Here is a 23,222-nt window from a genome sequence, read left to right on the forward strand (position 1 = left end):
GACCTCGTGTAATGACCTCACATATGCCTCGAGGGCAGGCGTCCGGTGATTCTGGACGCCTGCCCTCGGGGAGAACAGGTGCCGAGATCCACCTCGTCGCGAGGTGACCTCGGCGGCGCATCAACGCTTGGAGTACTGCGATGCCTTACGGGCCTTCTTGAGGCCGTACTTCTTACGCTCGACCGCGCGGGCGTCACGGGTGAGGAAGCCAGCACTCTTGAGTGCGGGACGGTCCTCGGGCGTGACCTCGATGAGCGCACGGGCAATGGCGAGACGCAGGGCGCCGGCCTGTCCGGAGGGTCCGCCACCGTGCAGCAATGCCACGATGTCGAAGGACTCGGCGCGCTCGACGGTGACCAGCGGAGCCTTGATGAGCTGCTGGTGCACCTTGTTCGGGAAGTAGTCCTCGATGGTGCGGCCGTTGAGCTTGAACTCGCCGGAACCGGGAGTCAGGCGGACGCGGACAACCGCTTCCTTACGACGACCGACGGTCTGGATCGGGCGATCGATGACGATCGGGGCCTGCGTGGCAGCAGACTCGATGTCCTCGGCGACGCCGGGCTCCTCGACGGACACGTACTCGTCCGCGGCAACCTCGACGGTCTCGTTGATCTCTTCGGGGTTGGACACGTTCTGCTCCTCCGGCGCCGTCACTGGGCCACCTGCTTGATCTCGAATGGCACCGGCGACTGCGCGGCGTGGGGGTGGTTCGGTCCGGCGTACACCTTCAGCTTGCCGCTGATGGCGCGTCCCAGCTTGTTCTTGGGGAGCATGCCGACGACGGCCTTCTCCACGAGTCGGTCGGGGTTCTTCTCGAGTACCTCGCCGACCGAGCGGGACTTAAGACCACCCGGGTGTCCGGAGTGGTGGTACAGGAACTTGCCATCGCGCTTGTTTCCGCTGATGGCGACCTTGTCGGCGTTGATGATGACGACGAAGTCGCCGCCGTCAACATGGGGGGCATAGGTGGGCTTGTGCTTGCCGCGCAGCAAGTTGGCTGCCTGTACGGCAAGGCGGCCGAGCACCACATCGGTGGCGTCGATGACGTGCCACGTGCGGGTCACATCTCCGGCCTTCGGGGTGTACGTAGACACAGAACTTCCTCGTCTTGTTCAATCGCTGCTGGCCAGGCGCATCGTTCGAACGATTCCCGGCGGCCAGTTGAGACCCGAGAACCGCCTGCCACCGCGACACGAAAACGCAGCGACGTACGGCACGCCAACGAAGAACGATACCGGGCAGCCACGACTGCAGTCAAAACCGAGGTCGACGCATCCGTGTCGATCCGGATCGGGCAAGCGAGCCCGAACCTTCGACAACACTTTCTGCAGTTGGAGTGCCCGGGCGCGCCCGGGTGGTCGCGGCGGTACGAGGATCGTCATCCGCACCCGCAAGTAGTGGCGAAATCACGAACCCCGTGTCCACGCCACCTTGAGTGAGTGGTTAGCCTCGATCTTTCGTGGGTCCCCTGTGTCGGCTTGAGCGATTTCGGATTGGTGGTTGAGGCCGTCGATCCGGTGTTGGGCAACGGCAGGTCGCCCGACGCGGTCGGGTGGCGCAGGGGTCCACGGCCCCGGGGTGGTGTTCCTTTCGTCTCGTGTTGTCGTCTTGATGCCGGTCAGGTCGGTGCTCGCAGTGTGGTGAGGCAACCGAGTCCGTGGGTGAGCAGGTCGACCCAGGGTGATCGGGCGGCGAGTTTGAGGTGAGTCCGGCGGGCGTGGCGGGTGACCTTGCCGGCGATCGACCACAGCCGCAGGCGTAGGCGTTTCGGCTCCCACCGCCGGGCGGGATGCTCGTGTAGCGCGAGCATCTGGGTCCATGCCGTCAGCTCGCAGGCGAGCTGCACGACCGCGAGCCAGATTCGGTTCTGGTCGAACCCGTAGAGCGGAAGATTCTCCAGGCCAGTGTCTTTCGCGTTCCGGATGCGGTCCTCGCAGCGGGCGCGGCGCCGGTGCCGGAGTTCGAGGTCTGGGAGCTGACCGTGGCGGGTGTTGGTGACGAACGCCGTCAGGCGCAGCCCGTCGTGGTCGGTGAAGCGCAGTTGGGCGCCGGGGTGTGGACGTTCCTTGCGCACGATCAGCCGCATCCCCGTCGGCCAGGTCGAGAGGTCGATCAGATCGGTGAGTTCGGTGACCCTCCCCCGCAAGCGGGCGGTACCCCCAGCGCCGTCGCGGACGTTGTCGTCGGCGTCGTAGGCGGGGGGTCCAGCCGTCCTCGGGGATCGAGGAGATCTCGGCGACGATCGTGTCGGTCAGCCCGAACCCGATCGAATACGACAGGTGCCGCTTGGTCAGATATTCGATGAAGGAGTGGCTGCCGCCGGCGCCATCGGTGCGGATGAGAACCTTGCGGCCGACTCGGTAGCCCGGATCGGCCGGGAGTTGTTCGAGCGCCTGCTTGACGACGGTGATGTGGTCGGCGGCGGTGTTGGAACCGGCGTTGCCCGGTCGCAGCAGCATCGCCACCGGTTCCCCGGTGCCCTCGCCGCCGTGGTCGACGAACGCACACAACGGGTGAAACCCGAAGCCGTGTTTGAACGTCGGGGCCGCGTGTTCCTTCTCGGAGTGTGCCGTGACCAGGGTGGCATCGACGTCGATGACCAGTGGGTGTCGTTCGTCGATGTCGTGGCCAGGTGCCCGGACCCCGGCCGCCGACCACGCACTCCTGCGGGCCGCGGATCGTGCGGCGTGGACGGCAGACAGGGCAGCGTCCGCGTCGGCAGCGAGAGCGGCAATCAGGCGGGAGACCGTCGGATCGGAGGCGACCGGGCCGAATACCTCCGGATATCCTCTTACCTGACCGATGTCCGCGAGGCAGTCACCACCGAGCGCCAACGCTGCCGCGAGGTCGACGATGACCTTGCCGGGATCGTGACGGGACAACGGTTTCCGCCACGGCGACAGTGCCGCCGACAAGGCGCCGATCAACCCGGTCTTCTCGGCGGTCCGCAGCAGCAGAACCGAACCGGCGTGCGACACGACCCCGGTTCCGGAGGCCGATGCGGACAGATGTGGATACTGGGACGTAGACTTACCCGCCTGAAAGGTGCTCCTTGATCACGCGATTGTTCAACCCTAGACAAGTCGAATTATCGCAGGTCGGAGCGCCTTTCTTCGTGACCGACACAGGATGCAGGCGAATTACCGTGAAAGCCCGAGGTTAGCCACCGCAAGTGTCGGCTAGTCCGACTGCTGCCCAGAGCGATCTCGATTCCCCTGCAGTAAGGGCGATCTCATCAATCTGGCGATCGGGAACTGGACTGTTCTCCTTGGTCGCAGACAACGCCTCAGCGACATCCTCGAGACCCTTTGCGACCTCACCGATTTGGTCGCGGACCACTTGGCCGTCCGACTGCTGTGCGAGGCTTCGAACATCTTCTGCGGCACGATTCCATTGCGCCGGATCGATACTCGATCTGACTTCCACAAGCGTTCGAGCCACCTCTTGCGACGCAGCGCTGCAGGATTCGGCGGATTCTCCCGCGCATCCCGCAACGGAGAGACTCAGACACAAGGCGATCGTCGCGAACCAGAACCGTGTTGTTCTCACCCAAACCCTCCCGATAGCCCGCCCGCCATGACGCTCCACACCATTCGCCTACCCGTCCTTCCGCGTGACATCCGCATAGGCGTTTCTCATGCGACTGCCATCTCCTTGCGATGCAATCTCATTGAACATCGAAGTGAAATCTCCAGTCTGTTCCGTATTGTTCTCTGTGATTGACTCGATCTCCTCCCAAGGAAGCAAATTTCCTGTCGAATCAAAGGCCCAGTCGTACCTAGTCGGCCAATCCGCCGGCAGTTGCGGCGAGGCACTTAGGATGCTGTACTCCAGGTGTGTGAACGACGGTCCACGAAGCTCAGCGGATTGCGCTGCCTCGGGAGGCTTTCCGATTATCGCTTCCTTCAATGGATCGCCAGAGGCGTCAATCATTGTGTTTATGAAGTTGCCCCCAGGGAGTCTTCCGATTCCCTCGGAACCCAAGCTTGTGAGTGCCTTGTAGGCATTCGACTTTCGATCGTATTCTTCCTTCGCCCGCGTTGCTTCGTCGTCGTATTCCTCCTGCAGGGCTTGCGTTACTCCGTTATCCATCAAACCACTCAAGCGGCCCACGCGGTCCAAATAGTTGCCTGCGCTGTCGGCTCTTGGATCCAGTGCATATTGGCCCTGGGCGGCCAATTGCCCTTCAATCGCCGCACGAGTGAAGATCTCGCCGGCTTCTGGGTCTGTGTTCATAACTGCGAAGACGTTCGACGACCCTCCGAAACTATGATTTTCAGGAGGGTCGGCCCACCCTCTCGTGTCGAACCCAGGCTTGTTCACTTGATCACCGCCCGCAAGGTCCGTCATATAGGGGGTCATACTCTGCGAGACAGACCGCAATAGTTCTGGATTGAGCTGACCGACCGATTCGCCATTCGTTTCCGGAATGTTGGAAAGAGTCTCCCACGCATCGTCAGTGCTCATACCGCGAGCCACTGCTTCCATGATGTCTCCGGTGCGGGTGGCGGTCGCGACATCACTCGCATCATTGGAATCCTGGACCGAAGCGTCCTGGTCTTCGAACTGGAAAAGTGTCGACGCAGCCTTGCCGTCGTCGGACCAGTTGTGCGTCAGCACGTCGCTGACGAAGTCCTGCCCATGTTCGGGGTCGGTGACTGCCTCCTGCACAGCGATCTTGTCCGGACCCACCGCCTCGAAGATGCTTTCGGTGAAATCCGTCGCCTCGGTACCCTTCCCGTCGACCGTGAAGTACTCGAGATGACTCTCGGGGTTCTGTTCGTACTCGACCTGCACGTCGAGATACTGGCGTCCCACGTCCATCAGATGGTGATCGAGGCTGCTCCCCATCTGGAATTGCGGATCGCCGGCAGCGACGATCTGCGCAATCGCCTGGTTGTCGGCCACACCGTTGAGCGCCGTGCTCGGCGCAACGGAGTACCCGGCCCTCTCGAATCCTGTCACCACCAGATCGTCCCGCATCAGGGATTCCTCGATCTGGTCCGGCAGCAATCCGATTCCCCCCCTTGGTGGGCACCTCGGAGTCACCCTTGACGGATGCGGTCACCTTCTCGTTCGACACGAGTTGGAAGGAGTTCGCCACAGCGCGTTGCGTGTCCGGCGGCAGTTTTTCCACCAGTTGCTGAATTTCCTGGGGGCTTTTGCCGTCGAGGGACCGACTGAGTTGGTTCAGGTACTCCATCTGCGACGCGGGAATCGTTGCAGGAATGCCGCTTTCGAGCGCATCAAGCTGTTCCGGTGTCAGCGTCGCGGCTTCGGTGATGCGGGTAATCTGCTCGGGCGTCAGTGACTCTGGGTTCGCGGCCAGATCTGCCGCGTCCGACCGGCCCTGATCTGCGCCCAGCGTGGCCGCCGAAGTGAACTTCGCCCCGAGGTCTTCCCTTCCGGCATTCAGCGCATCTTTGACGGTCTGATCGGCCTGCTCGGCCGCGGTGGCGGAGTCTGTGATCTCGCGTTGCCAGTCCTTCATGTCCTGGACTCGTTGTTCGTCCGGGTCCTTGGCGGAATCGGTGACGGCCAGGGTCTCCGACACAAGGAAGCCCGCAGCCTCCGCCCCGTTGATGGCATGACGGGCACGTTGCAGTGGTGCGTCCACCTCGTGGAATCCCTGCTTGGCGCGTTTGGCAAGCGCCTCGAGCGCGTCTACGACGACCACCGCGGTCTTCTTGTCAGCGGTGGCCCGATCCTGGGCTGCCTCTGCGGTGACACCCTCCCAGTAAGTGTCGTTCACCTTGGTCACGCTGTTGACGTATCGGGTGAACAGATCCTCGACTTCGCCTCCGAGAGCGATCCAGGCGTCACCGATATCGGTCAGGGCGGTGGGGTTCCACGAATTGATCTGGGTACGAGTCAGGCTCACGGCTGCTCACTCCAATCACCTGTCGCGTTGGTGTACGCCGTAGCCAACTTCTCCGCGTTGGATTCGTCCTGATTCCGGTATTCCTTCGCGGTGTTGACCATGATCTCCCCGGTTTCACCCAGGCGCTCCTTGATCGCCGGCACCAACGCCCCGTCCACCAAACTGGACGAGATGCTCGACGCCTCGAGGACCGAACTCATCATCCCATCAGGTGTCGAACAGAATGGGCCAGCAGCCGGGCCGGCGCAAACCACCAGCCTCTTCGGCGAGACTCTGGAGCACACCTCCCAATTGATCCAACTGGTCCAAATCAGCACTGAACGAGCCCACAGTTCCCCTTATATTCCGATAACGCGAAATCGGAACCACCTTACGGCTCTTCCGACTTGTTGGGGGGTCCGGTGTGGCCGATCGGGATCGTGTCGGTGATTGATTGAGGGCTCGCACCCTTGTGAACTGGGTGTTCTTCACGCATCCAGCAGCAACAAAGGCGCGAGCATGTCCAAGAGTAGTTCAGTGCTGTTCGGTCTCGACGGTGTCGTCGTCGAGACCGTGCAGATCGGTCCCGACGGCATTCGCACCGTCCACATCGAGACCGCCCCGCAGTGGGTGGGCGTCTGCCCGTCGTGTGCGGTCGTCTCGACGCGGTCGAAGGGGTGGGTGATCACCCGACCCCGTGATATCAAGATCGACCGCGGCCGCCGGCTGACGACGTGGCACAAACGGAAGTGGCTGTGCATAAACAGTTCCTGCGATCGGACGAGCTTCACCGAATCTGTACCGCAGATCCCACCCAGGGCGCGGGTGACAGCTCGCGCGAAGACGGAGATGGCGCTCGCCGTCCTCGACGACGACCGCTCCGCCTCGGCGGTCGCTGCTGCGTATGGCTGCACCTGGAACACCTGCCACCAGGCGGTGGTCGCCACCGCCGACCCGGTGCTGGCCGCCGAACCCGAACCGGTTCTTGTGTTGGGTATCGACGAAACGCGGCGAGGGAAAGCGAAATGGGAAACCTGCCCGGAGACCGGAACGCGGACGTGGGTGGATCGGTGGGGCACCGGCCTGGTCGACATCGGCGGCAATCAGGGCTTGTTGGCGCAGGTCAACGGCCGCACCTCGGGGTTGGTCACCGACTGGTTCGGTGAGCGCGACGACAGGTGGAAGGCCGCCATCACCCATGTGGCAATCGACATGTCGGCCGTCTACGCGAAGGCGGTGCGCGAAGCGCTGCCGCACGCGCAGCTGGTTGTCGACCGGTTCCACCTGGTCAAGAAGGCCAACGAGATGGTCGACACCGTCCGCCGACGGGTCACCCAGGCACAACGGGGTCGCCGTGGCCGCAAAAGCGACGTCGAATGGATCAATCGGCACCGGCTGCTGCGGGCCGGCAGAGCGACTCACCGACGACCAACGAGCGAAGTTGTTCCAAAAGTTGACTGCCGCGGACCCGAACGGGGACATCGCCGCTGCTTGGATCACGAAGGAACTGCTACGTGACGTGTTGTCCTGCACCGACCGTGGCGGTCTGCGCTACGAGATTCGGGAGGCGTTGCACCGGTTCTGCGCCGCCTGCTCGGTCCCGGAAACCACGAAGCTCGCCACGACGATCTCGGCATGGCAGCAGCCGATGATCCTCGCCATCGAAACCGGATTGTCGAACGCCCGCAGCGAAGGCTACAACCGGATCGTCAAACACGTCGGCCGGATCGCGTTCGGATTCAGAACACCGGAGAACCAACGCCGCCGAGTACGGTGGGCCTGCACCCGCCAATCACGGCGGGCGTCATCCAGTACCAGGCAGCGAGCTCGGCCACTATCTGTGGCATCGAGTGTGGAAGTGGCTGCGGCGCAAACATCACCGCTGGCGCTCGAGATGGCTCGCCCGGACCTACGGCGCGCCCGGCAACCGGTGGGCGTTCGCCGCTGGGGAAACGGTCCTGTTCGAACCGGCGAAAGTAGCCATCGTGCGCTACCGCTACCGGGCAGATCAGATCCCGACCCCATGGGGACACCGAACCGGAGTCCCTGCTGCCTAAAGGAACTCGTGGATAGCCCGGTGCCGGGAAACTAGCACGACGGGTTCGGAGGAGCGGTCACGGAAAATACCCGGCAGGAACGCCGGGAACCGCGCCCTTGGCCGACTCCAACAAGCAACTGCATTGGGTCCGTGACGTCACTTTCGGGGAGGACTTGTCCCAGGTCCGCACGGGCCAGACACCCCGACCTGACTTGCACAGGTTGAGGGCGATCGCCGGATCCGGTTGATATTTGTGCTGGTAGCACGATTGCGGGTCAGCCGATTGGGGCACTAATCGGTCGGTAGGATCGCCGATCGTGGCAGCTTACCTCGATCTTTCGTGAGTCCGGCGTGCCGGCCTGATCGGTTTCGGATTGGGTGTCTGAACCGAGGAATCGGTGCTTGGCCGTGAGGGGGCGCCCGACGCGGTCGGGTGGCGTCGGGCACACCGCCACGGCCGAACACCGGATCGACGGACGAAACCACAAATCCGAAACCGATCAGGCCAGCAAACGGAACTCACGAAAGATCGAGGCTAGGACTCAGATCGGCGATAAGCCGAATGCCTCAGCAAAGCGCTCGGCTACTGAGGCATTCGGGGTGTTCCTGAAGTCAGAGCCACGCCGCAGCGTTCTGCGCTTCCTTCGCCTGCATGTCGATCACGCCGTCCTCAACCACCTTCGTGATCGTCTGGAGTACGTGGATCAAATCCTCGTGAGCCATGTCCCACTGCTGCTGGACGGCGTCGTAGTTGTTTTTTGCGCCGTTCTCGTCTGTGCTTCCCCACTGCTGAGCCAGGCCGCTGACGTAACCTTTGAGCTCGTCGTGAGTCTCGGTCAAGGCTCTCACGCGACTACGAAGATCTTCGCCCATCGTCATCAAGTTTTGAAAGTCGTAACTGATCGGACCCGTCATTGTTCACTCCCTCGTTGAAGATTTAAATTTGCCACCCTGAACTGAGTGGAACGAAGTGGCTTGCCGCTACATATCCAGCGTTGCGGATGCATCCGCGGCATGAATCGACTGGAGAACCTGCTGTTCTGTGTCGTCGTAACCCTTGTTGTTGGACCGGATCTTCTCGACGATGGTGGCTAGCGCTTCACTCTGTTTACGGGCCGATGCGTCGTAGCGCTCCATCAGGCTGGCGAAGGCAGCCTGGGCACCACCCTGCCAGTGGGCCCGCGAACCCTCGACCAGATCACGGATCAGCACGATCTGACCATCGACACTCTCTTTCACCGTCTCAACGTGACTCGCCGATGCCTCGACGGCGGCATTATCGATTGAGAATCCCACTACGTTCCTCCTAGACGTTCTGGTGCGGTGGTCCAGCGCGGACCACACCAATTCACCCCTGCACAGGGTTGGACGCATAGGACGCCCAACCGGTTCCACCTCGGTGGAAGATTTTTTCCTGTCGCAAATCGTTCATTTGCCGGACTCTCGATCGCTGATCGACAACGATCGAACAACGTGCTCGCACGGCTCGACAATGGCGGCCCACTCCGCGCGCTCGAACTGGCACCCGACGCTCACCTGAACACCGTGCTCGATGAGAACATGCCAATTCACTTGCGACTTGTCCTCTGGGAACTCCGAGTACGCGATACCCGACCGTCCCCCGAACGCCACACCACGCTCGAGTTCCGAGAATCTTCCCTGGTCATTCCGCGCGATCTGCTCACCGAGTGTGGCCGCAACGTCTTTGTATCCCATGCCGTTTCGAACCTCGTTCTGAACGAGCACGATTCGGCTACCCGAACCGGTGACCGGAACCAATTCGACCCGGTCGGGTGACACTGACGCACCATCCACCACGGGACTCCGCTGCCAGTTTTCCGGCATCTGAATTCGAATCCATCCGAATTCTGTCACGTCACCGCGCTCCGGAGTTTCCACCGGCACCGAAACCGTCGGAGGTGATTCGACGGACGGGGGTGCAACGGACGAAGTCTCGGCAGCCGCCGCAGTCCCGGCACTCTCGGGCACCGCTGTGTCGGCGGCACGCACCGACTCCTGCGACTGTCCGCCATTCATGAAAAGAGCGACAACGCACACCGAGACAACCGCTGTCACGGCTACAGCCGCTATCAGGGCCGGACGAAGGCGACGTTCCGGGCCCGAATCCTTCTGCGAGGCCGACAACCACTGCCTACGAATCGGTTCGGGATCGAGCATGGGCGTGAGAGCGCGGCCGACATGGTCATCGAGCGCCTTCGCCACATCCTCCGCTGACACGGACCGGACGGGCAACTGACGCCCGAACTCCTCTGAAAGTTCTGCCGCGAAGGCATCCATGTCACTCACAGCATCGTCGTCGCACACGATGGCCGCGTCCACGATCCGACCGTTCGACACACGACACACTGCTCCAGTGAGCGCACCGTCGCCGTGCTCGGTATCGCAACCCACCACCCGGTACTCGTCCTTGAAGCCGTCGACACACGTCGTAACGACCCCGGCCTCGGAGGACTCCAGAACGACGTAGTGCGGTACCGCAGTGTGAAGGTCGGCACGTTGCTGCGCGGCCGCCCGCGCGGCGACCGACGCCAGCGCAACCATTGTCACGTCGGACGCGAAGTGGCGGGCCGCTTCTCGGTACACGCGAATACGTGCGGCACCCCAATGCGTGGGGTGCGTCATCGCGATTGCACTCACGGGTGGCGTCGACCCAACTCCGACCAGCGCAGTTTCGATGACAGCCCGCACCGCATCGGAGGTGGACGCAATTTCGGAGCCGAGCGCCGAGTAGTCGTCTTCCGCCGAAGCCAGTGACTGCGAGTCCGCCTCGCCGAACCAGTACTCACCTCGTGAACTGGCGTGAACACCGTTTTCCGTCAGATGAATCGCCAGTGCGTTCTGATCTGCGGTGGATGTCATATCTGCGGCGGCATCCAAGCGACCTGAACCAAACCTGATCCTGACCGACTGACCAGGGTGCCTCGACCGGGAGGCATCGCGCTGGGGCGCACGGTACCGAGAAGGTTTCCCTCTTCCCTGTTACCGCTCATCACGAGACCGGGCGATACCAGATCTCGCAGGCGTGAAATGACGGGCTCGTACATCGCACGACCGGCACCACCCGACCGACGCGAGATGATCACGTGCAGGCCGAGATCCCTGGCGTGCGGAAGGTATTCGAGAAGCGGTGCAACGGGATTACCGCTCGAGGTGACCACGAGGTCGTAGTCGTCGATGATGACGAACACCTCTGGCCCCTCCCACCAGGACCGATCCCGCAGCTGTTGCTGCGTGATGTCGGGTCCGGCCGTACGCGCTTGCATCCGTCCGGCGAGGTCCTTCATGAGATCACTCATGACAGAGGCGGACGGTGCATACCCGGCGAGGTACTCCTTGGGGACGACACCGAGAAGCGTTCGGCGGTAGTCACACAGAACGATCTTGACCTGTTTACCGGTGTTGGACTGCATGATCCCCTCGCAGATGTTCTGCAGCAGGGTCGTCTTACCGCACTCGCTGTCACCGAAGACCATGAAGTGTGGCTGTTCCGCGAAGTTGAGGTAAGTGGGAGCCAACTCCGCCTCGTCCAGACCGACAGGAATACGCAGATTTGTTTGCGACCGGTCGACCGATGCAGGCCAATTCGCGTGGGCGAGCAGTTCGTCCCTTTCGATGCGTTCGGGCAACATGCGGACAGCAGGCGCGGGGTTCCCCGGCGTGGACGCTGCGATCGCGTCGACCGCGTGTGCGACGCCGGACGACAGGTCTTCGAGATTCGAGCTGCCGTCGACACGCGGAAGTCCGATCAGCAGGTGGAGGCTGTCGCGGGTCATACCGCGGCCAGGACGGCCTGTCGGGACGAGCGCTGCCACCTTCCGGCCGAGGTCCGAATCGGACGGATCACCGAGACGCAACTCGATTCGCGTACCCAGCTGGTCCTTGAGCGCGGGCCTGATCTCGCCCCATCGTCCGGCACTCACGATGAGGTGGACGCCGTAGGAAAGTCCTTGCGCTGCCAGATTGTTGATCGACTGGTCGAGACTCTCGAAATCCTGCCTGATGCTGGCGTAACCGTCGATCACGAGGAAGACGTCACCGAACGAATCGTCCCGGGGCGCACCTTCGTACGCCTGGTCTGCCTGGCGTCGCCGAAACTCGGTCATCGATTCGATACCGAGGTCGCGGAAACGCAACTCACGTTGCCGGACGATCGTGGTCATCTCGGCGAGTGTGCGGCGCACCCGGTCGACATCGAGTCGGTTGGCCACGGAGCCAACGTGTGGGAGACCACTCAGGCCCGCCAGGGTGCCGCCACCGAAGTCGAGGCAGTAGAACTGCACCTGCTCCGCGGTGTGCGTCATCGACATCGACATGATGAGAGTTCGCAGGGCGGTCGATTTACCCGACTGCGGACCACCGACGATTGCCATGTTGCCCGTGGCACCCGAGAGGTCCACGACCAATGGATCACGACGCTGGTCGTACGGGCGGTCGATGATGCCGATCGGCGCGCGAAGCGTGCTGAGTGGGTTCACCGGTTCCGTGAGAATCGAGCGCGGAAGCAACTCGTCCAGAGGGGACGGGGCGTCCAACGGCGGCAGCCACACCTCATGTGCGGGGTTGCCGTGGCCCTGGATCCGCTCGACCACGACATCGATGGTCGTTCTGGTTTCGGGTGGACCCGAATTGATCTCCGCCAGCGGCGTGTACTCGGGTTCTTCGACGACATCCGCGGCAACCGGCGACGCGGTGAAGATCTTCGGTCGCAGTTCCACAGTGGCCGAGTCGCGCTCTTGGATGCGGTCGGCGCGGTCGCCTTCGTAGATGCCGGACACGTACGACGCCTGGAAGCGCACGATCTCGGCGGAGTCGCACTTGAGGTATCCCGCACCCGGGCTCGCCGGAAGGTGGTACGCGTCCGGCACGCCGAGCACGCTTCGGGATTCGTTTGCGGAGAAAGTCTTCAGACCGATGCGGTACGACAGGTGGCTGTCGAGACCACGCAGCTTGCCCTCTTCCAGTCGCTGGCTCGCGAGCAGCAAGTGGATGTGCAACGAACGGCCCAGACGTCCGATCGCGACGAACAGGTCGGCGAAATCGGGGTGCTGGCTCAGCAGTTCGGAGAACTCGTCGACCACGATGAACAGTGCAGGCAACGGGTCGAGCGCTGCTCCGGCGACCCTGGCCTTCTCGTACTCTGTGACGTTGGCGAAGTTGCCGGCAGATCGCAGGAGCTCCTGACGACGGTTCATTTCGCCGGCGATCGCGTCCCTCATGCGCTCGACCATGTCGAGTTCTTCGGCAAGGTTGGTGATCACTGCGGCAACGTGCGGCGCCCCGTCGAGACCGAGGAACGTTGCACCACCCTTGAAGTCGACGAGGATGAGGTTCAGTGCGTCCGGTGAGTGCGTCGCGATGAGTCCGAGAACGAGTGTTCGAAGGAACTCCGACTTACCGGAACCGGTTGCACCGATACACAGACCGTGCGGACCCATGCCGTTCTCGGCGGACTCCTTCAGGTCGATGTCGACGACGGTGCCGTCCACACCCAGACCGATGGGTATGCGCAGGCGGTCGCGGGCACTTCGCGGCAGCCACACGTGCTCTGGATTCAGTCGGCCGACAGCGCCGACGCCGATCATCTGCCCCCAGGATTGAATCTGCTGATCGTCGTCGTCCACGGCATCGACGGCGGTCTGGCTGGGCGTGCGGAACGGAGCCAGACGGCGCGCAAGGGTTTGCGCCTCGGCCGCGTTCATCAGGTCGGCGTTGGCGAACATCTCGACACCGCTACCGCTACGCGCACCCAGTGAACCGTTGTCCGCCACAAGCTGAAGGCCGCGCGTTGCGGTCAGCCTCGGGCAGTACCCACTGATGTCGAGAACGGTCACGGCATCGATGCCGCCGTCGGTGATCATCCCGGATTCGCCGTCGAGGATGCCGCCGTCGACGACGATGACCATCTGCGGGACACCCGGCGTCGCCGGGGCATTACGCGAGAACCGGCTGCGCATCGTCAGCATCGGACCCAGTGCCGACTCGAGTTCGAGGATCGACCCGTACACCATGCGTGACGTGCCGATACCGTCCGCGACCTCCGGATGCTGGGCGTGCGGGAGCCACTTGGCCCATTCCCATTCCGGTTCGGTGTCCGGTCCACACACCACCGCGACCAGCAGGTGGTCCGGACCGTGAAAGGTGCAGAGCTGCATCAGCATCGACTGAACCAACGACCGGGCCATGGATCGCTGGCCTTCGATGGCGATGGATGCGAACCCCCGGATCGAAACGGCTGTCGGAAGATCCTGGACCACCGAATGCGCGCGGACGAAGCGTCGCAGCGACACAGCTGCCACGGGTTCGAGATCGTCCACAGGTCCCGTCTCGGGCGCGATCAGTCTGGTGGCGAGACGCTGGCTTCCTCGGCCTACGCGAACGTGGCAGAAGTCCGGATCGTTTGCGCGACGCTCCCACATCCTCGAGGTGCCGGCGAGCGTCCACAGCAGACGCGGCTCGGGGTGGCTCCATTCGAGGGACTTGCGCTGCTGATCGCCGGTTTCGTCGACGTCCTTCCGAAGCTGATCGAGGTAGCGCAGGTAGTCCTTGCGATCCTCGTTGGCCTCGGATGCTTTCGGCCCGCCCTTGCCGCCACCGGCAAGCATGCCGAGCATCGAGACCATCATCATGATCGGAAACAGCATCGACATCGGGCTGCGCCCCATGCCGGAGGTGAACATCAACGCCATCATGCCGACCATCGCGACGACCATGACGAGCGGAAGAAGCTTCGTGATCAGGTTTCCCGGCACCGTGCGAGGGATTTCGGGCGGAGCCTGCAGGCTCACCTCACCACCGGGGATGCGTGGTACCTCTCGTCGTGCTTTACGCACGAACCGGCTGGTGCTCACGTTTGCCGACCCCCTCCGAGACAGTTCACGACCCGTACCCGGAATTCCCGGCGGCCCCCCAGGGCGGGTCTCGCAGTCACAAAGGCTAGACCATTGCGCACGGTTCGGTACAGCGAGGGCTTCGTCGAATGCGGATCGAACCCCGGCCGGTGGAGGGTGACACCCACTTGTAATAGAGTGCCCATGGTCCGAAACACACAGCATCCGACGGACGCTCATTCGTAACGTATCGGCGCAGGTGGGGCAGTGCGTCGCAGAGTTGGGGGAAGTGCATTGACCATCACCAGCGGCGAGTCGCGTCACTCGCACACGTCCGGGACCAGTGCAGCCACCGACCTGTGCAGGCTGACCGTCCTTTCGACGCATTCACAGGTCGACATGGCGGTGCCGGCCACCATCCCGCTCGCGCTCCTCGTACCGGGCATCGTCGATACGATTCGTAGCCACCGCGGCAGCAACGACTTCGACGACGTCGTCGAAGAGTACGAGCCGAACGAATGGGTCCTCGCCAAGATCGGCCAGGCCCCGCTCGCCTCCACGCTGACGCTCAACGAACACGGCATCCGCGACGGAGACCTTCTCGTACTCGAGAGTGCGCACGCCAGTGCTCCTGCTCCCCTGTTCGACGACATCATGTACAACGTCGCAACGGCTGGGTCGGAGCAGGATCGCGAGTGGACTGCCGATTCGGCTCGCACCATGGGCTCGGCCGTCGGCCTGCTCGTGACCTTGGTCGGCTCGTTCGCATTGCTGTGGTCGGCACGGGACGGAGAGAACCTCGTCGGCGCCGGTTTCGCACTCCTGATGGCGTTACTCTTCCTCACGGCCGGAGCATTGACGAGCCGCATCTACGGCGACGTGCGGAGCGCCGTCGTGCTCGGATGCGCTTCTCTTCCCCTTGCGTTCACCGGTGGCGCGCTATTCGTTCCCGGCGAGTTCGGTGCCCCTCACCTTCTGCTCGGATCGGCGCTGACCGGGGTCACCGCGATTCTCGGCCTTCGAGCCAGTGGTGTCGGTCTGTCACTGTTCACGGCCGCCGCTTCCCTGTCACTTCTCGCAACGCCTGCAGCCCTCGTGGGCACCCTGAGTGATGCGAGCACACACGAGATCGCAGCAGGGACTCTCGCCGTTGCTCTCATCGGTCTCGCCTTCTCGGCGCGAATCTCCATGTTGATGGCCAAGTTGCCGCTACCACCGGTGCCCGCCCCGGGCACGTCGGTGGATCCCTCGGAAGACGATCCGGATGATCAGGTAGCGCGACTGTCGTACAACGAACTGCTGGACCGCTCCACTCGGGCACGCCAATACCTGACCGGGCTCGTCACGTCGATGGCTCTCGGCACGCTGACGTCCGCCCTCGTTGCCGCACAGTCGACGGCCGAGGGAATCTACTGGCCCGGAACTGCCCTCGCCATTTCGGCTGCTGCCGTTCTCATGTTCCGCGGGCGGACATACAGCAGCATCCATCAGGCGGTCCCGCTCATCGCTTGCGGTGCGACAATTCTCGTTCTGTTGTTGACCGGGGCGGCTGTCACCGCCTCCGACTGGTCGGTCGCCGTATTCGCAGCGGCGATGCTGCTGGTCGGCGCGGCCCTCGCCCTTGGGATCCTCGCTCCGAAGCAGACCTTCTCTCCCGTGATGCGGCGGGTCGCCGAGTTGATCGACCTCGCCTTCATCGCATCGATCGTCCCGTTGGTGTGTTGGGTCACCAACCTGTACTCGATGATGCGCGGACTGTGAAGGGCACTGTCGGCCGCGTAACCCTCGTCTCGGTTGTGGTCGCCCTCACGTCGGCGATCGGCCAGCCTGCAGCGATGGCCGCGGAACCGCCACCCAATAATCCGTCGATGCTCCCGCCTGCAGAGACGACGAAATGGGAGCGGAAGAACAACATCCCCTGCAATGGGGCCGCAACCGCACCGGATGGGCCCGAGGTGCCTGTCTCGCAGCAGTTTCTCGACTTCCGCTCGGCGTGGCGATTCACCCGAGGTGAAGGGCAGAAGGTCGCGGTGATCGACACCGGCGTCGCCCACCATCCGCGACTGCCGAACCTCATCGGCGGTGGTGATCTGGTCGGCAGTTCCGACGGCACCGAGGACTGTGACGTTCATGGAACCCTGGTCGCCGGTCTGATCGCCGCACAGCCCGCGCCGGGTTCCGGTTTTGCCGGCGGCGCACCGGGCGCCCAGATCCTCAGCATCCGCCAGTCGAGCGAAAAGTACGGTCCGGCGGGCCGCACCCCGGTCGACCCCGAGAAGGCAGCCACCTCGAAGGGCGCGGGAACCGTGGTAACTCTCGCACAGGCAATCCGGGACGCAGCCGATCAAGACGCCACTGTCATCAACATCTCCGTGGCCGCCTGCCGAAGTGCCGGCCTGGGTATGGGCGACTACGACGTATCTCTGGGCGCAGCGGTGAACTACGCAGTGACGGTTCAGGATGCGGTCGTCGTCGCAGCAGCAGGTAACCTCGGAGATGGTGGCTGTGACACCCAGAATCCATACCTGGACCCACTGGACCCGGCCGATGACACCTCTGACTCCGTGCGCACACTTGCCAGCCCCGCCTGGCACGACGACTACGTCCTCACCGTGGGCCGTGTGAATGCCGACGGAACACCAAACGAGACCAGCCTCGCCGGGCCATGGGTGGACGTGGCAGCGCCGGGCACCGACCTTGTGTCGCTCAAACCAGGTTCGGGCGAGTTGACAAACGCGGTCACCGACGGCAGGACCGGCCAGCGCAATCCGGTGAGTGGCACCAGTTTCGCGGCCCCGTTCGTATCGGCCACGGCCGCCTTGGTGCGGGCACGGTTCCCGGAACTATCTGCGATGGAGGTGATGGCACGTATCGAGGCGACGGCACACGCCCCGGCGGAAGGGTGGAATCCCATGGTCGGTCACGGCGTCGTCGATCCGCTGGCCGCTGTGACCGCGAACCTTCCGCGTGAAGGCGTGCCTCCCGACGCCCCGAAATCCGTAGCCATCGCGGCGCCCACTCCGCCCGAAACTCCCGATCCGCGGCCCCGCACAGTGGCACTCGCATCGGTGGGAACTCTTGCTGCATTGCTCGTTCTGGGCGTGCTCGGATCGTTCCCACTCCGCCGACATCTACGAAGGACTGCCGACCGCCGCACAGAGTGAGTCCCGACCCTGACACCGGCATTCCAGACCCATCATCGCGAGTCGGGTCAATGCTCCGCGACTGCGCGGAACGCGCAAGTGACCGATGACGCGTCGGCGGTGAACCCGAAACACTGACGGACGTTGTAGAGGGTTGCCCGATGGCAGAACGGCGGTGAGGTGGTCGCGCTCGCACCGTCGACCAGAACGACGTCGTACCCCTGACACGCCGCGTCGATCAATGTCGTGTATACGCACTGGTCCGAGTTGACTCCCGACAGGAACAGCGTATCCACGCGAAGGTTACGCAGAATCGAGTCCAGTGCAGTGTCCCAGAAACCACTCATCCGGAACTTGTCCACTGTCAGGTCGCTGTGAGCAACCTCGAGGTCGTCGACTACTGAGGTTCCCCACTCTCCCCGGATCAACACCCGCGAACCGTTGGCCAGCGACGATCCGATACCCACCCCGGACAAATCGGGATCGTAGACGTGGACGACGTTGGGAGGCAGGTTTGCACAGTCCACACGATTGCCCCAGTTCAACCAGATCACCGGAATATCGACCGCACGTGCTGCCGGTATGAGCCCGGACAGGGCTTCGATCGCGCCGGAGAGTACTGAGGTGTCGATCCCGATGGAGTGCAGCCAACCACCTTCCGTGCAGAAGTCGTTCTGCATGTCGATCACCAGAAGGGCACTGCGGGTGGCGTCGAGGACCAATGATTGTGGCTCCGCCGCGATATCCACCCGGATTGTATGGCGGCTGAACCTCCGAAGATCGATCGACGTCCCGGTCGGTGTCCAGCGGTTGGGTATCATGCGTTCCTCAACTCACGCAGTGTCACCGATCGTTGCACCCACCCCAGTGCCCGCGGTACGTCTACACAAATTCCGAGTCCGACTGCCGCATACCCGCTTCTCAGCTACCGGAAACCGATGCTCCCTTGGAATCGGGTGCCACACCGTCGTGGGCGACAAGGGCCGCCTTCTGACTCAGCGCAGGGCCCGGCCCGAGCAGTTCCATCATCTGCCACGGCGCACGAGACGGCGCACCTTCCAAGCCGAGCATTTTCGCGGTCTCTGCATCCTTGATGCCGAAACGCACACCGGTGTCGGCAACGTAGAAGATGCCGTCTTGTCGTGTGCTGCTGGGCTCGAGTCCGGTGGCCTGAACGAAGCCGCCGTTGCCGGACTGTACGAAGACCTCGTCGGCGTTGTCTCCCCCACCGTCGGCCTGTGCCAGCCGCACCGGCTTCGCGTCCGCATCGATCGGCAGAGTGCGACCGGCGACGAGTTGCAACTCCGCGCCTGGAACACCCTCCGACGCCTCGGACGATTCCGTCAGCGGTCGCCAGCTCAGGCAACTGACCGGATTCTGTTCTGCCCCTATGACATCCGAGACGGATTCCGGGTAGTGGCCGACCGACAGCCCCTCCGACGCAGTCGGGTACCCGCCCATGGTGGACGCACCCACGGTCGACATCTCGGTGTCACCTTGATCGTTGTCGAAGAAGATCAGGTTCGCGACCGCTTGACTGACTTTCTGGATGCCATCCGCGAGCACCACATAGTGTTCCTTCTCGCCACCCACATTCACCTGGAACACGGATCCGATTTCCATGCCATCGGCCGAGAAGTCGGGGCGCTCGCCCGCATCGCGGATCTTGGGCGACACGATCTCACGAACCTCCGGAATCGAGTTGATCAGGCCTTGACTGACCGACCTCGGTCGTGCCTGTTCGATTCCCAGTGCTCGCGTGATCTTCGTATCGGTCAGGTCGATTTCGGCTCGCTTGCCGTCGTAAACCAGGTAGTCCTTGTCGGAGTTCGACACCAAAAGCACTTCCGAGGTGGCCAATTCGTTCACACCGTCGCGCTCCGGGGCTTCACCCACCAGCACCGACGTCTTGGTGATGGAACCGGTGCCGTTGTCGATGGTGTCACACACGGTCCACGGCGCCTGACTTCCGTGGTTGAGCGTGGACGGCGCACCGGGTATTCCGACGAGTGCGCCGCGAGGCACGGTGTCGAGTTCCGATTCCTTGACTTCGGCGGGCTGTTCCGGACCACCGGCGATGAGTCGGGCGGACGCAAGATTCAGTACGGGGCGCAGCGTCCCCTCGTACTTCACATACAGGGCACCGGTGTCTCTGCCCATGACGATCGCCGAGTCACCGAGCTTGTCCTGTGGCTTGAACAACGCCAGCGCACCGCACGCACCGAGTCCGAGTGAGGCAAGGACGATGCCGACGACCAGAGCGCGGGACTGCGAGCGCATCGGGTCGTGAAGCATTCGCACGTCACGACGTACCAGCGCGTGTTCCATGCGCCGAACCAAGAAGCGGTATCCGTTGACCTGCCACTTGGTGGTGGGTGTTACAGCCATTGTTCCTCCCCCGTACTGCACGGCTCTCGACGTGACACAGTACAGTTCCCCTCAAACGTCATTGCAGTGGACGGGGTACCGAACCGCTGGGTTCGGGTAGTTGGGGAGGGAATTCGTGAACCGGTTTCGTAGAAGTCGTTCGTCAGCTCTGTGGTTCACCACCGCGGATCTGGTGATCGCTCAGGTGGTCGGGCTGGTTTTCGCGCTCGTTGCCGGCGTCTGCGGGTTGTCGATCTGGATCGCTCTTGCGATCGGCTTCACGTTCATGGCGGTTGCCTTGATTCGGGTGCGCGGTTGGTCGACGGTCGATTGGATTCGCACGGCGTGGCACTACTCGGCCAAGCCGGAGTACAGCATCACCCGGGCGGTCGACTACGAAGCTCCCACCGATCAGAACATCGGCCTTCGATGGGACGGCACCAACGTCGTGGCCGTGGTGGAAGTTCTCCCACCGCACGGCAACCTGACCCAGATCGCCCCGGGCAGTTTTCAGTCCACCCACCTGCTACCGACATCGGCTCTGGCGTCGTGCCTCACCCAGCACGATATTTCGCTGAGCGGTATCGATATCGTCAGTCACGGATACCGGGCGGCGGCAGGCAGCCCCGCGACAGAGGTGTACGACCGTCTGGTCGGCCCCCTGCCCGCGACCGCTACCCGCACCGTCTGGGTGGTGCTGCGCTTCGACGCCTTGGCCGGCAAGGATTCCGTCGATCGTCGCGGTGGTGGCCGAGAGGGTGCTGCGCGATGCATCACCATGGCCGCCAACCGGATTGTCCGTACGCTCGACGACAACGGATGCCGCGCACGAATCCTGACCGCTCCGGAGGTCGATTCGGCAGCGCTTCAGGTCAGCCGTGGTGTCGTTCCCACCGCCCTCGAAGAGACGTGGCACGACGTCACCTTGCCGGGGGTGTCGAACACCGGATACGAGATCGAACCCCGCGCTCTGACGAAGGAACTGTTGGCAAAGCTGTGGGTTCCGTCGAGCTTGGGCACCACGGTGACGGTTCGCCTCCGGCCCGGTTCGATCGAGGACCAGGTGCAGGTTGCTGCCGGCTTCCGGATCACCACGCCCACTCCCATCGACCCGTTGACGATTCCCGGACTGGTCTCGATGAGCGGACGTCACCGCGACGGGCTCCTTGCGAACCTTCCCATTGCCATCACCGATGCGGATGGCCGTTCCCTCTTTCGGAATGTCCCCCTGCAGGCGCTCGATGCGCTGTCCCTCCCACCCGCGGGTTGCGGTCAGCTCGTCGGGTCCGATGACGGGGGTCACGGAATTACGGCGCGTATCGCCGGTTTGGGCATCTCGACGGTCTACGTCGCGGGTGAGATGTACTTGGCTCAACAGTTGCTGTTCCGGGCCATTGCGACCGGAGCGCGGGTCCTCATCCACACCGACCGTCCGGACGCCTGGGCGCCGTTCATCGGTTCCATCGCCACCGACGACAGGCTGCGCCTCGCAGGCCAACACCCGCAGACGGAGAGCCGCTTCAACACTGTGGTGTTCGACGGAGTCAGTGCACTGCCGTCTCGTGCCGGTGTGACCGCGATCTACCTGTACGGCGACGCGAGTCAGTGGCCCGCGTCCGAGCCGGATCTATCGATCGTTCAGCCCAATGCGATCGGCGATCGGATCATGTTGTCGACGGCCGGTACGAGTATCGAACTGACGCTGGTGACCATTTCGTCCGAAACCGCATACATCGGTCGGCCACGCACGCTCGACCACTTCCAGTCGGCTTACTGAGCCCGCCTCACCCTGGATAGGGCGATGTTGTGGCGTATACCTTGGCTGCGTTCGCCCACCACGCCAACTGGCCCAGCATCCGCTCGGCGGCATCGCTGATCATGGGGTCGACGTCGGGGCGCTCGAGTTGCTTGCGCGCGCTCTGAAAGCCCACGGACTGCCGGACCGACACCATGTGCACTTCGGCGACCACCTGCCGCAATTGTTCGACCGCCCTCACACCGCCCGCTGGTCCTCCGTAAGAGACGAACCCGATCGGCTTTCCACGCCATTCGTACTTCAGTGTGTCGAAGGCCGTTTTCAATGCGGCCGGGTAGCCGTGGTTGTATTCCGCAGTGACAACGACGAAGGCATCGGCTTGCTCGATGCGCCCCCGGAAAGTTTCCGTCGCAGGGGTGAGCGAAAAGTCCATCGGCAGTGCAGCGTCGACAAGATCGATCACACCACAGTCGAACTGGGGGTGAGCGCGAACGCGGTCGACGATCCAGTCCGCGACACGAGGTCCGATTCGGCCCTCCCGGACCGACCCGATGATCACTTCCACTCGTAACCGCTCGTCGGACATCGCCATGCTCCTTCCGTCGGTCGTTATCGGCATTCCAATCCTGCCGTGATCAGGGCCGCCAGTTCACGGTAGGCCTGGGCGTCGTCCAATCCAGTCGACCCGAACACGTCACGCTGCGCAATTCTGTTCATCGTATTCGCGGCGACGTCGGCGACGAAGCCTGCATGTACCGAGCGAAACGTTCCGGCCCGGACGCCGTCGTCGATCAACTCACGCACGCGCTGGGCTGCGATGCGCGTGTTCTGCGCATAGATCTCCCGCCCCACCGGAGTGGTCTCCACATCGATCATGAACTGCAGCGATGCCGGCGCCAGATGATCCCCGACCGCCGACAGATAGCGGGTGATCCGTTCCGAAAAGTCCTCGATTCCCACCAGGGCTTCCTCGACCGTCTCGGTGGCTCGCCTGAAGAAGGTGATCGCCACGACTCGTACCAACTCGTCCTTGTTCTCCGCCAGCGCATACAGCGTCGTCTTCGAGCAACGGACTGCGGCAGCCATGTCGTCGAGCGTCGTGTGTGCAAATCCCTCGGCGAGAAACAATGCAACGAGCTTGTCGAGCAGTTCCTTCTGCCGTTTGGTGGTGCCACTCCGTCGATCGATTCTTGCCATACCGAAAACGATA

The 23,222-nt window shown here is 63.2% G+C and carries 16 protein-coding genes and 3 pseudogenes; 4 read left to right on the plus strand and 15 right to left on the minus strand.

Annotation, left to right across the window (positions count from 1 at the left end):
• Window positions 1-120: 120 nt before the first annotated feature.
• From rpsI to ACZI8Q_RS16415, 7 genes and pseudogenes are all read right to left on the minus strand, one after another.
• A complete protein-coding gene (gene rpsI / locus ACZI8Q_RS16385; RefSeq protein WP_463374620.1) occupies window positions 121-654 on the minus strand; it encodes a 30S ribosomal protein S9 in 534 nt (177 codons plus the stop codon).
• Window positions 651-1,094, minus strand: a complete 444-nt coding sequence (rplM, locus tag ACZI8Q_RS16390) for a 50S ribosomal protein L13 (RefSeq protein WP_463374621.1) — start codon at window positions 1,092-1,094, stop codon at window positions 651-653. The genes rpsI and rplM overlap by 4 nt, the downstream gene beginning before the upstream one ends.
• A gap of 524 nt (window positions 1,095-1,618) precedes the next feature.
• A complete protein-coding gene (locus ACZI8Q_RS16395) occupies window positions 1,619-2,146 on the minus strand; it encodes a transposase (protein WP_463374622.1) in 528 nt (175 codons plus the stop codon).
• Window positions 2,147-2,177: 31 nt separating this feature from the next.
• Window positions 2,178-2,978, minus strand: a pseudogene (locus ACZI8Q_RS16400) (IS1380 family transposase); the annotation flags it as partial.
• 619 nt (window positions 2,979-3,597) lie between these two features.
• Window positions 3,598-4,983: a TPR repeat domain-containing protein gene (locus tag ACZI8Q_RS16405; protein WP_463374623.1), complete on the minus strand. Its 1,386-nt coding sequence runs from the start codon at window positions 4,981-4,983 to the stop codon at window positions 3,598-3,600.
• A 97-nt stretch (window positions 4,984-5,080) separates the two neighbouring features.
• Window positions 5,081-5,491: pseudogene (locus ACZI8Q_RS16410) on the minus strand (TPR repeat domain-containing protein); the annotation flags it as partial.
• A 386-nt stretch (window positions 5,492-5,877) separates the two neighbouring features.
• A complete protein-coding gene (locus ACZI8Q_RS16415) occupies window positions 5,878-6,084 on the minus strand; it encodes a hypothetical protein (protein WP_463374624.1) in 207 nt (68 codons plus the stop codon).
• A 248-nt stretch (window positions 6,085-6,332) separates the two neighbouring features.
• Between ACZI8Q_RS16415 and ACZI8Q_RS16420 the strand changes: the two are divergent.
• A pseudogene (locus ACZI8Q_RS16420) lies at window positions 6,333-7,685 on the plus strand (ISL3 family transposase); the annotation flags it as partial.
• Window positions 7,686-8,510: 825 nt separating this feature from the next.
• Here ACZI8Q_RS16420 and ACZI8Q_RS16425 read toward each other — a convergent pair.
• The 4 genes from ACZI8Q_RS16425 to eccCa all read right to left on the minus strand — a co-directional run bounded on the left by ACZI8Q_RS16425 (window position 8,511) and on the right by eccCa (window position 14,767).
• Entirely contained in the window at window positions 8,511-8,813 is a 303-nt protein-coding gene (locus ACZI8Q_RS16425) for a WXG100 family type VII secretion target (RefSeq protein WP_463374625.1), read from the minus strand.
• A gap of 66 nt (window positions 8,814-8,879) precedes the next feature.
• Complete coding sequence (locus tag ACZI8Q_RS16430; RefSeq protein ID WP_463374626.1) at window positions 8,880-9,194, minus strand: WXG100 family type VII secretion target; 315 nt, start codon at window positions 9,192-9,194, stop codon at window positions 8,880-8,882.
• A 132-nt stretch (window positions 9,195-9,326) separates the two neighbouring features.
• Window positions 9,327-10,778, minus strand: coding sequence for a type VII secretion-associated protein (locus ACZI8Q_RS16435; RefSeq protein ID WP_463374627.1), 1,452 nt, complete (start codon window positions 10,776-10,778; stop codon window positions 9,327-9,329).
• Complete coding sequence (gene eccCa, locus ACZI8Q_RS16440; RefSeq protein ID WP_463374628.1) at window positions 10,775-14,767, minus strand: type VII secretion protein EccCa; 3,993 nt, start codon at window positions 14,765-14,767, stop codon at window positions 10,775-10,777. The genes ACZI8Q_RS16435 and eccCa overlap by 4 nt, the downstream gene beginning before the upstream one ends.
• Before the next feature lie 273 nt (window positions 14,768-15,040).
• Here eccCa and eccD point away from each other — a divergent pair, with 273 nt between their 5' ends.
• Together eccD and mycP are read left to right on the plus strand one after the other, a co-directional pair.
• Window positions 15,041-16,507 carry a type VII secretion integral membrane protein EccD gene (gene eccD, locus ACZI8Q_RS16445; RefSeq protein ID WP_463374629.1) on the plus strand — a complete coding sequence of 489 codons (1,467 nt, stop codon included), beginning with the start codon at window positions 15,041-15,043 and terminating at the stop codon, window positions 16,505-16,507.
• Window positions 16,504-17,910, plus strand: a complete 1,407-nt coding sequence (mycP, locus tag ACZI8Q_RS16450; protein WP_463374631.1) for a type VII secretion-associated serine protease mycosin — start codon at window positions 16,504-16,506, stop codon at window positions 17,908-17,910. The genes eccD and mycP overlap by 4 nt, the downstream gene beginning before the upstream one ends.
• A gap of 47 nt (window positions 17,911-17,957) precedes the next feature.
• Here mycP and ACZI8Q_RS16455 read toward each other — a convergent pair whose 3' ends face one another.
• Both ACZI8Q_RS16455 and eccB read right to left on the minus strand, forming a co-directional pair.
• Window positions 17,958-18,638 (minus strand): cysteine hydrolase family protein, encoded by a 681-nt coding sequence (locus ACZI8Q_RS16455; RefSeq protein WP_463374632.1) that lies wholly within the window; start codon window positions 18,636-18,638, stop codon window positions 17,958-17,960.
• Between the two features lie 172 nt (window positions 18,639-18,810).
• Window positions 18,811-20,277 carry a type VII secretion protein EccB gene (eccB, locus tag ACZI8Q_RS16460; protein WP_463374633.1) on the minus strand — a complete coding sequence of 489 codons (1,467 nt, stop codon included), beginning with the start codon at window positions 20,275-20,277 and terminating at the stop codon, window positions 18,811-18,813.
• Between the two features lie 115 nt (window positions 20,278-20,392).
• Here eccB and eccE point away from each other — a divergent pair, with 115 nt between their 5' ends.
• Window positions 20,393-22,033, plus strand: a complete 1,641-nt coding sequence (gene eccE, locus ACZI8Q_RS16465) for a type VII secretion protein EccE (protein WP_463374634.1) — start codon at window positions 20,393-20,395, stop codon at window positions 22,031-22,033.
• 7 nt (window positions 22,034-22,040) lie between these two features.
• Here the strand turns inward: eccE and ACZI8Q_RS16470 are convergent, their stop codons facing one another.
• Window positions 22,041-22,598, minus strand: coding sequence for an NADPH-dependent FMN reductase (locus ACZI8Q_RS16470; protein WP_463374635.1), 558 nt, complete (start codon window positions 22,596-22,598; stop codon window positions 22,041-22,043).
• A 23-nt stretch (window positions 22,599-22,621) separates the two neighbouring features.
• Entirely contained in the window at window positions 22,622-23,209 is a 588-nt protein-coding gene (locus ACZI8Q_RS16475; RefSeq protein WP_463374636.1) for a TetR/AcrR family transcriptional regulator, read from the minus strand.
• Between the last annotated feature and the right edge of the window lie 13 nt (window positions 23,210-23,222).

The sequence above is a fragment of the Rhodococcus quanlei genome, assembly GCF_055231015.1.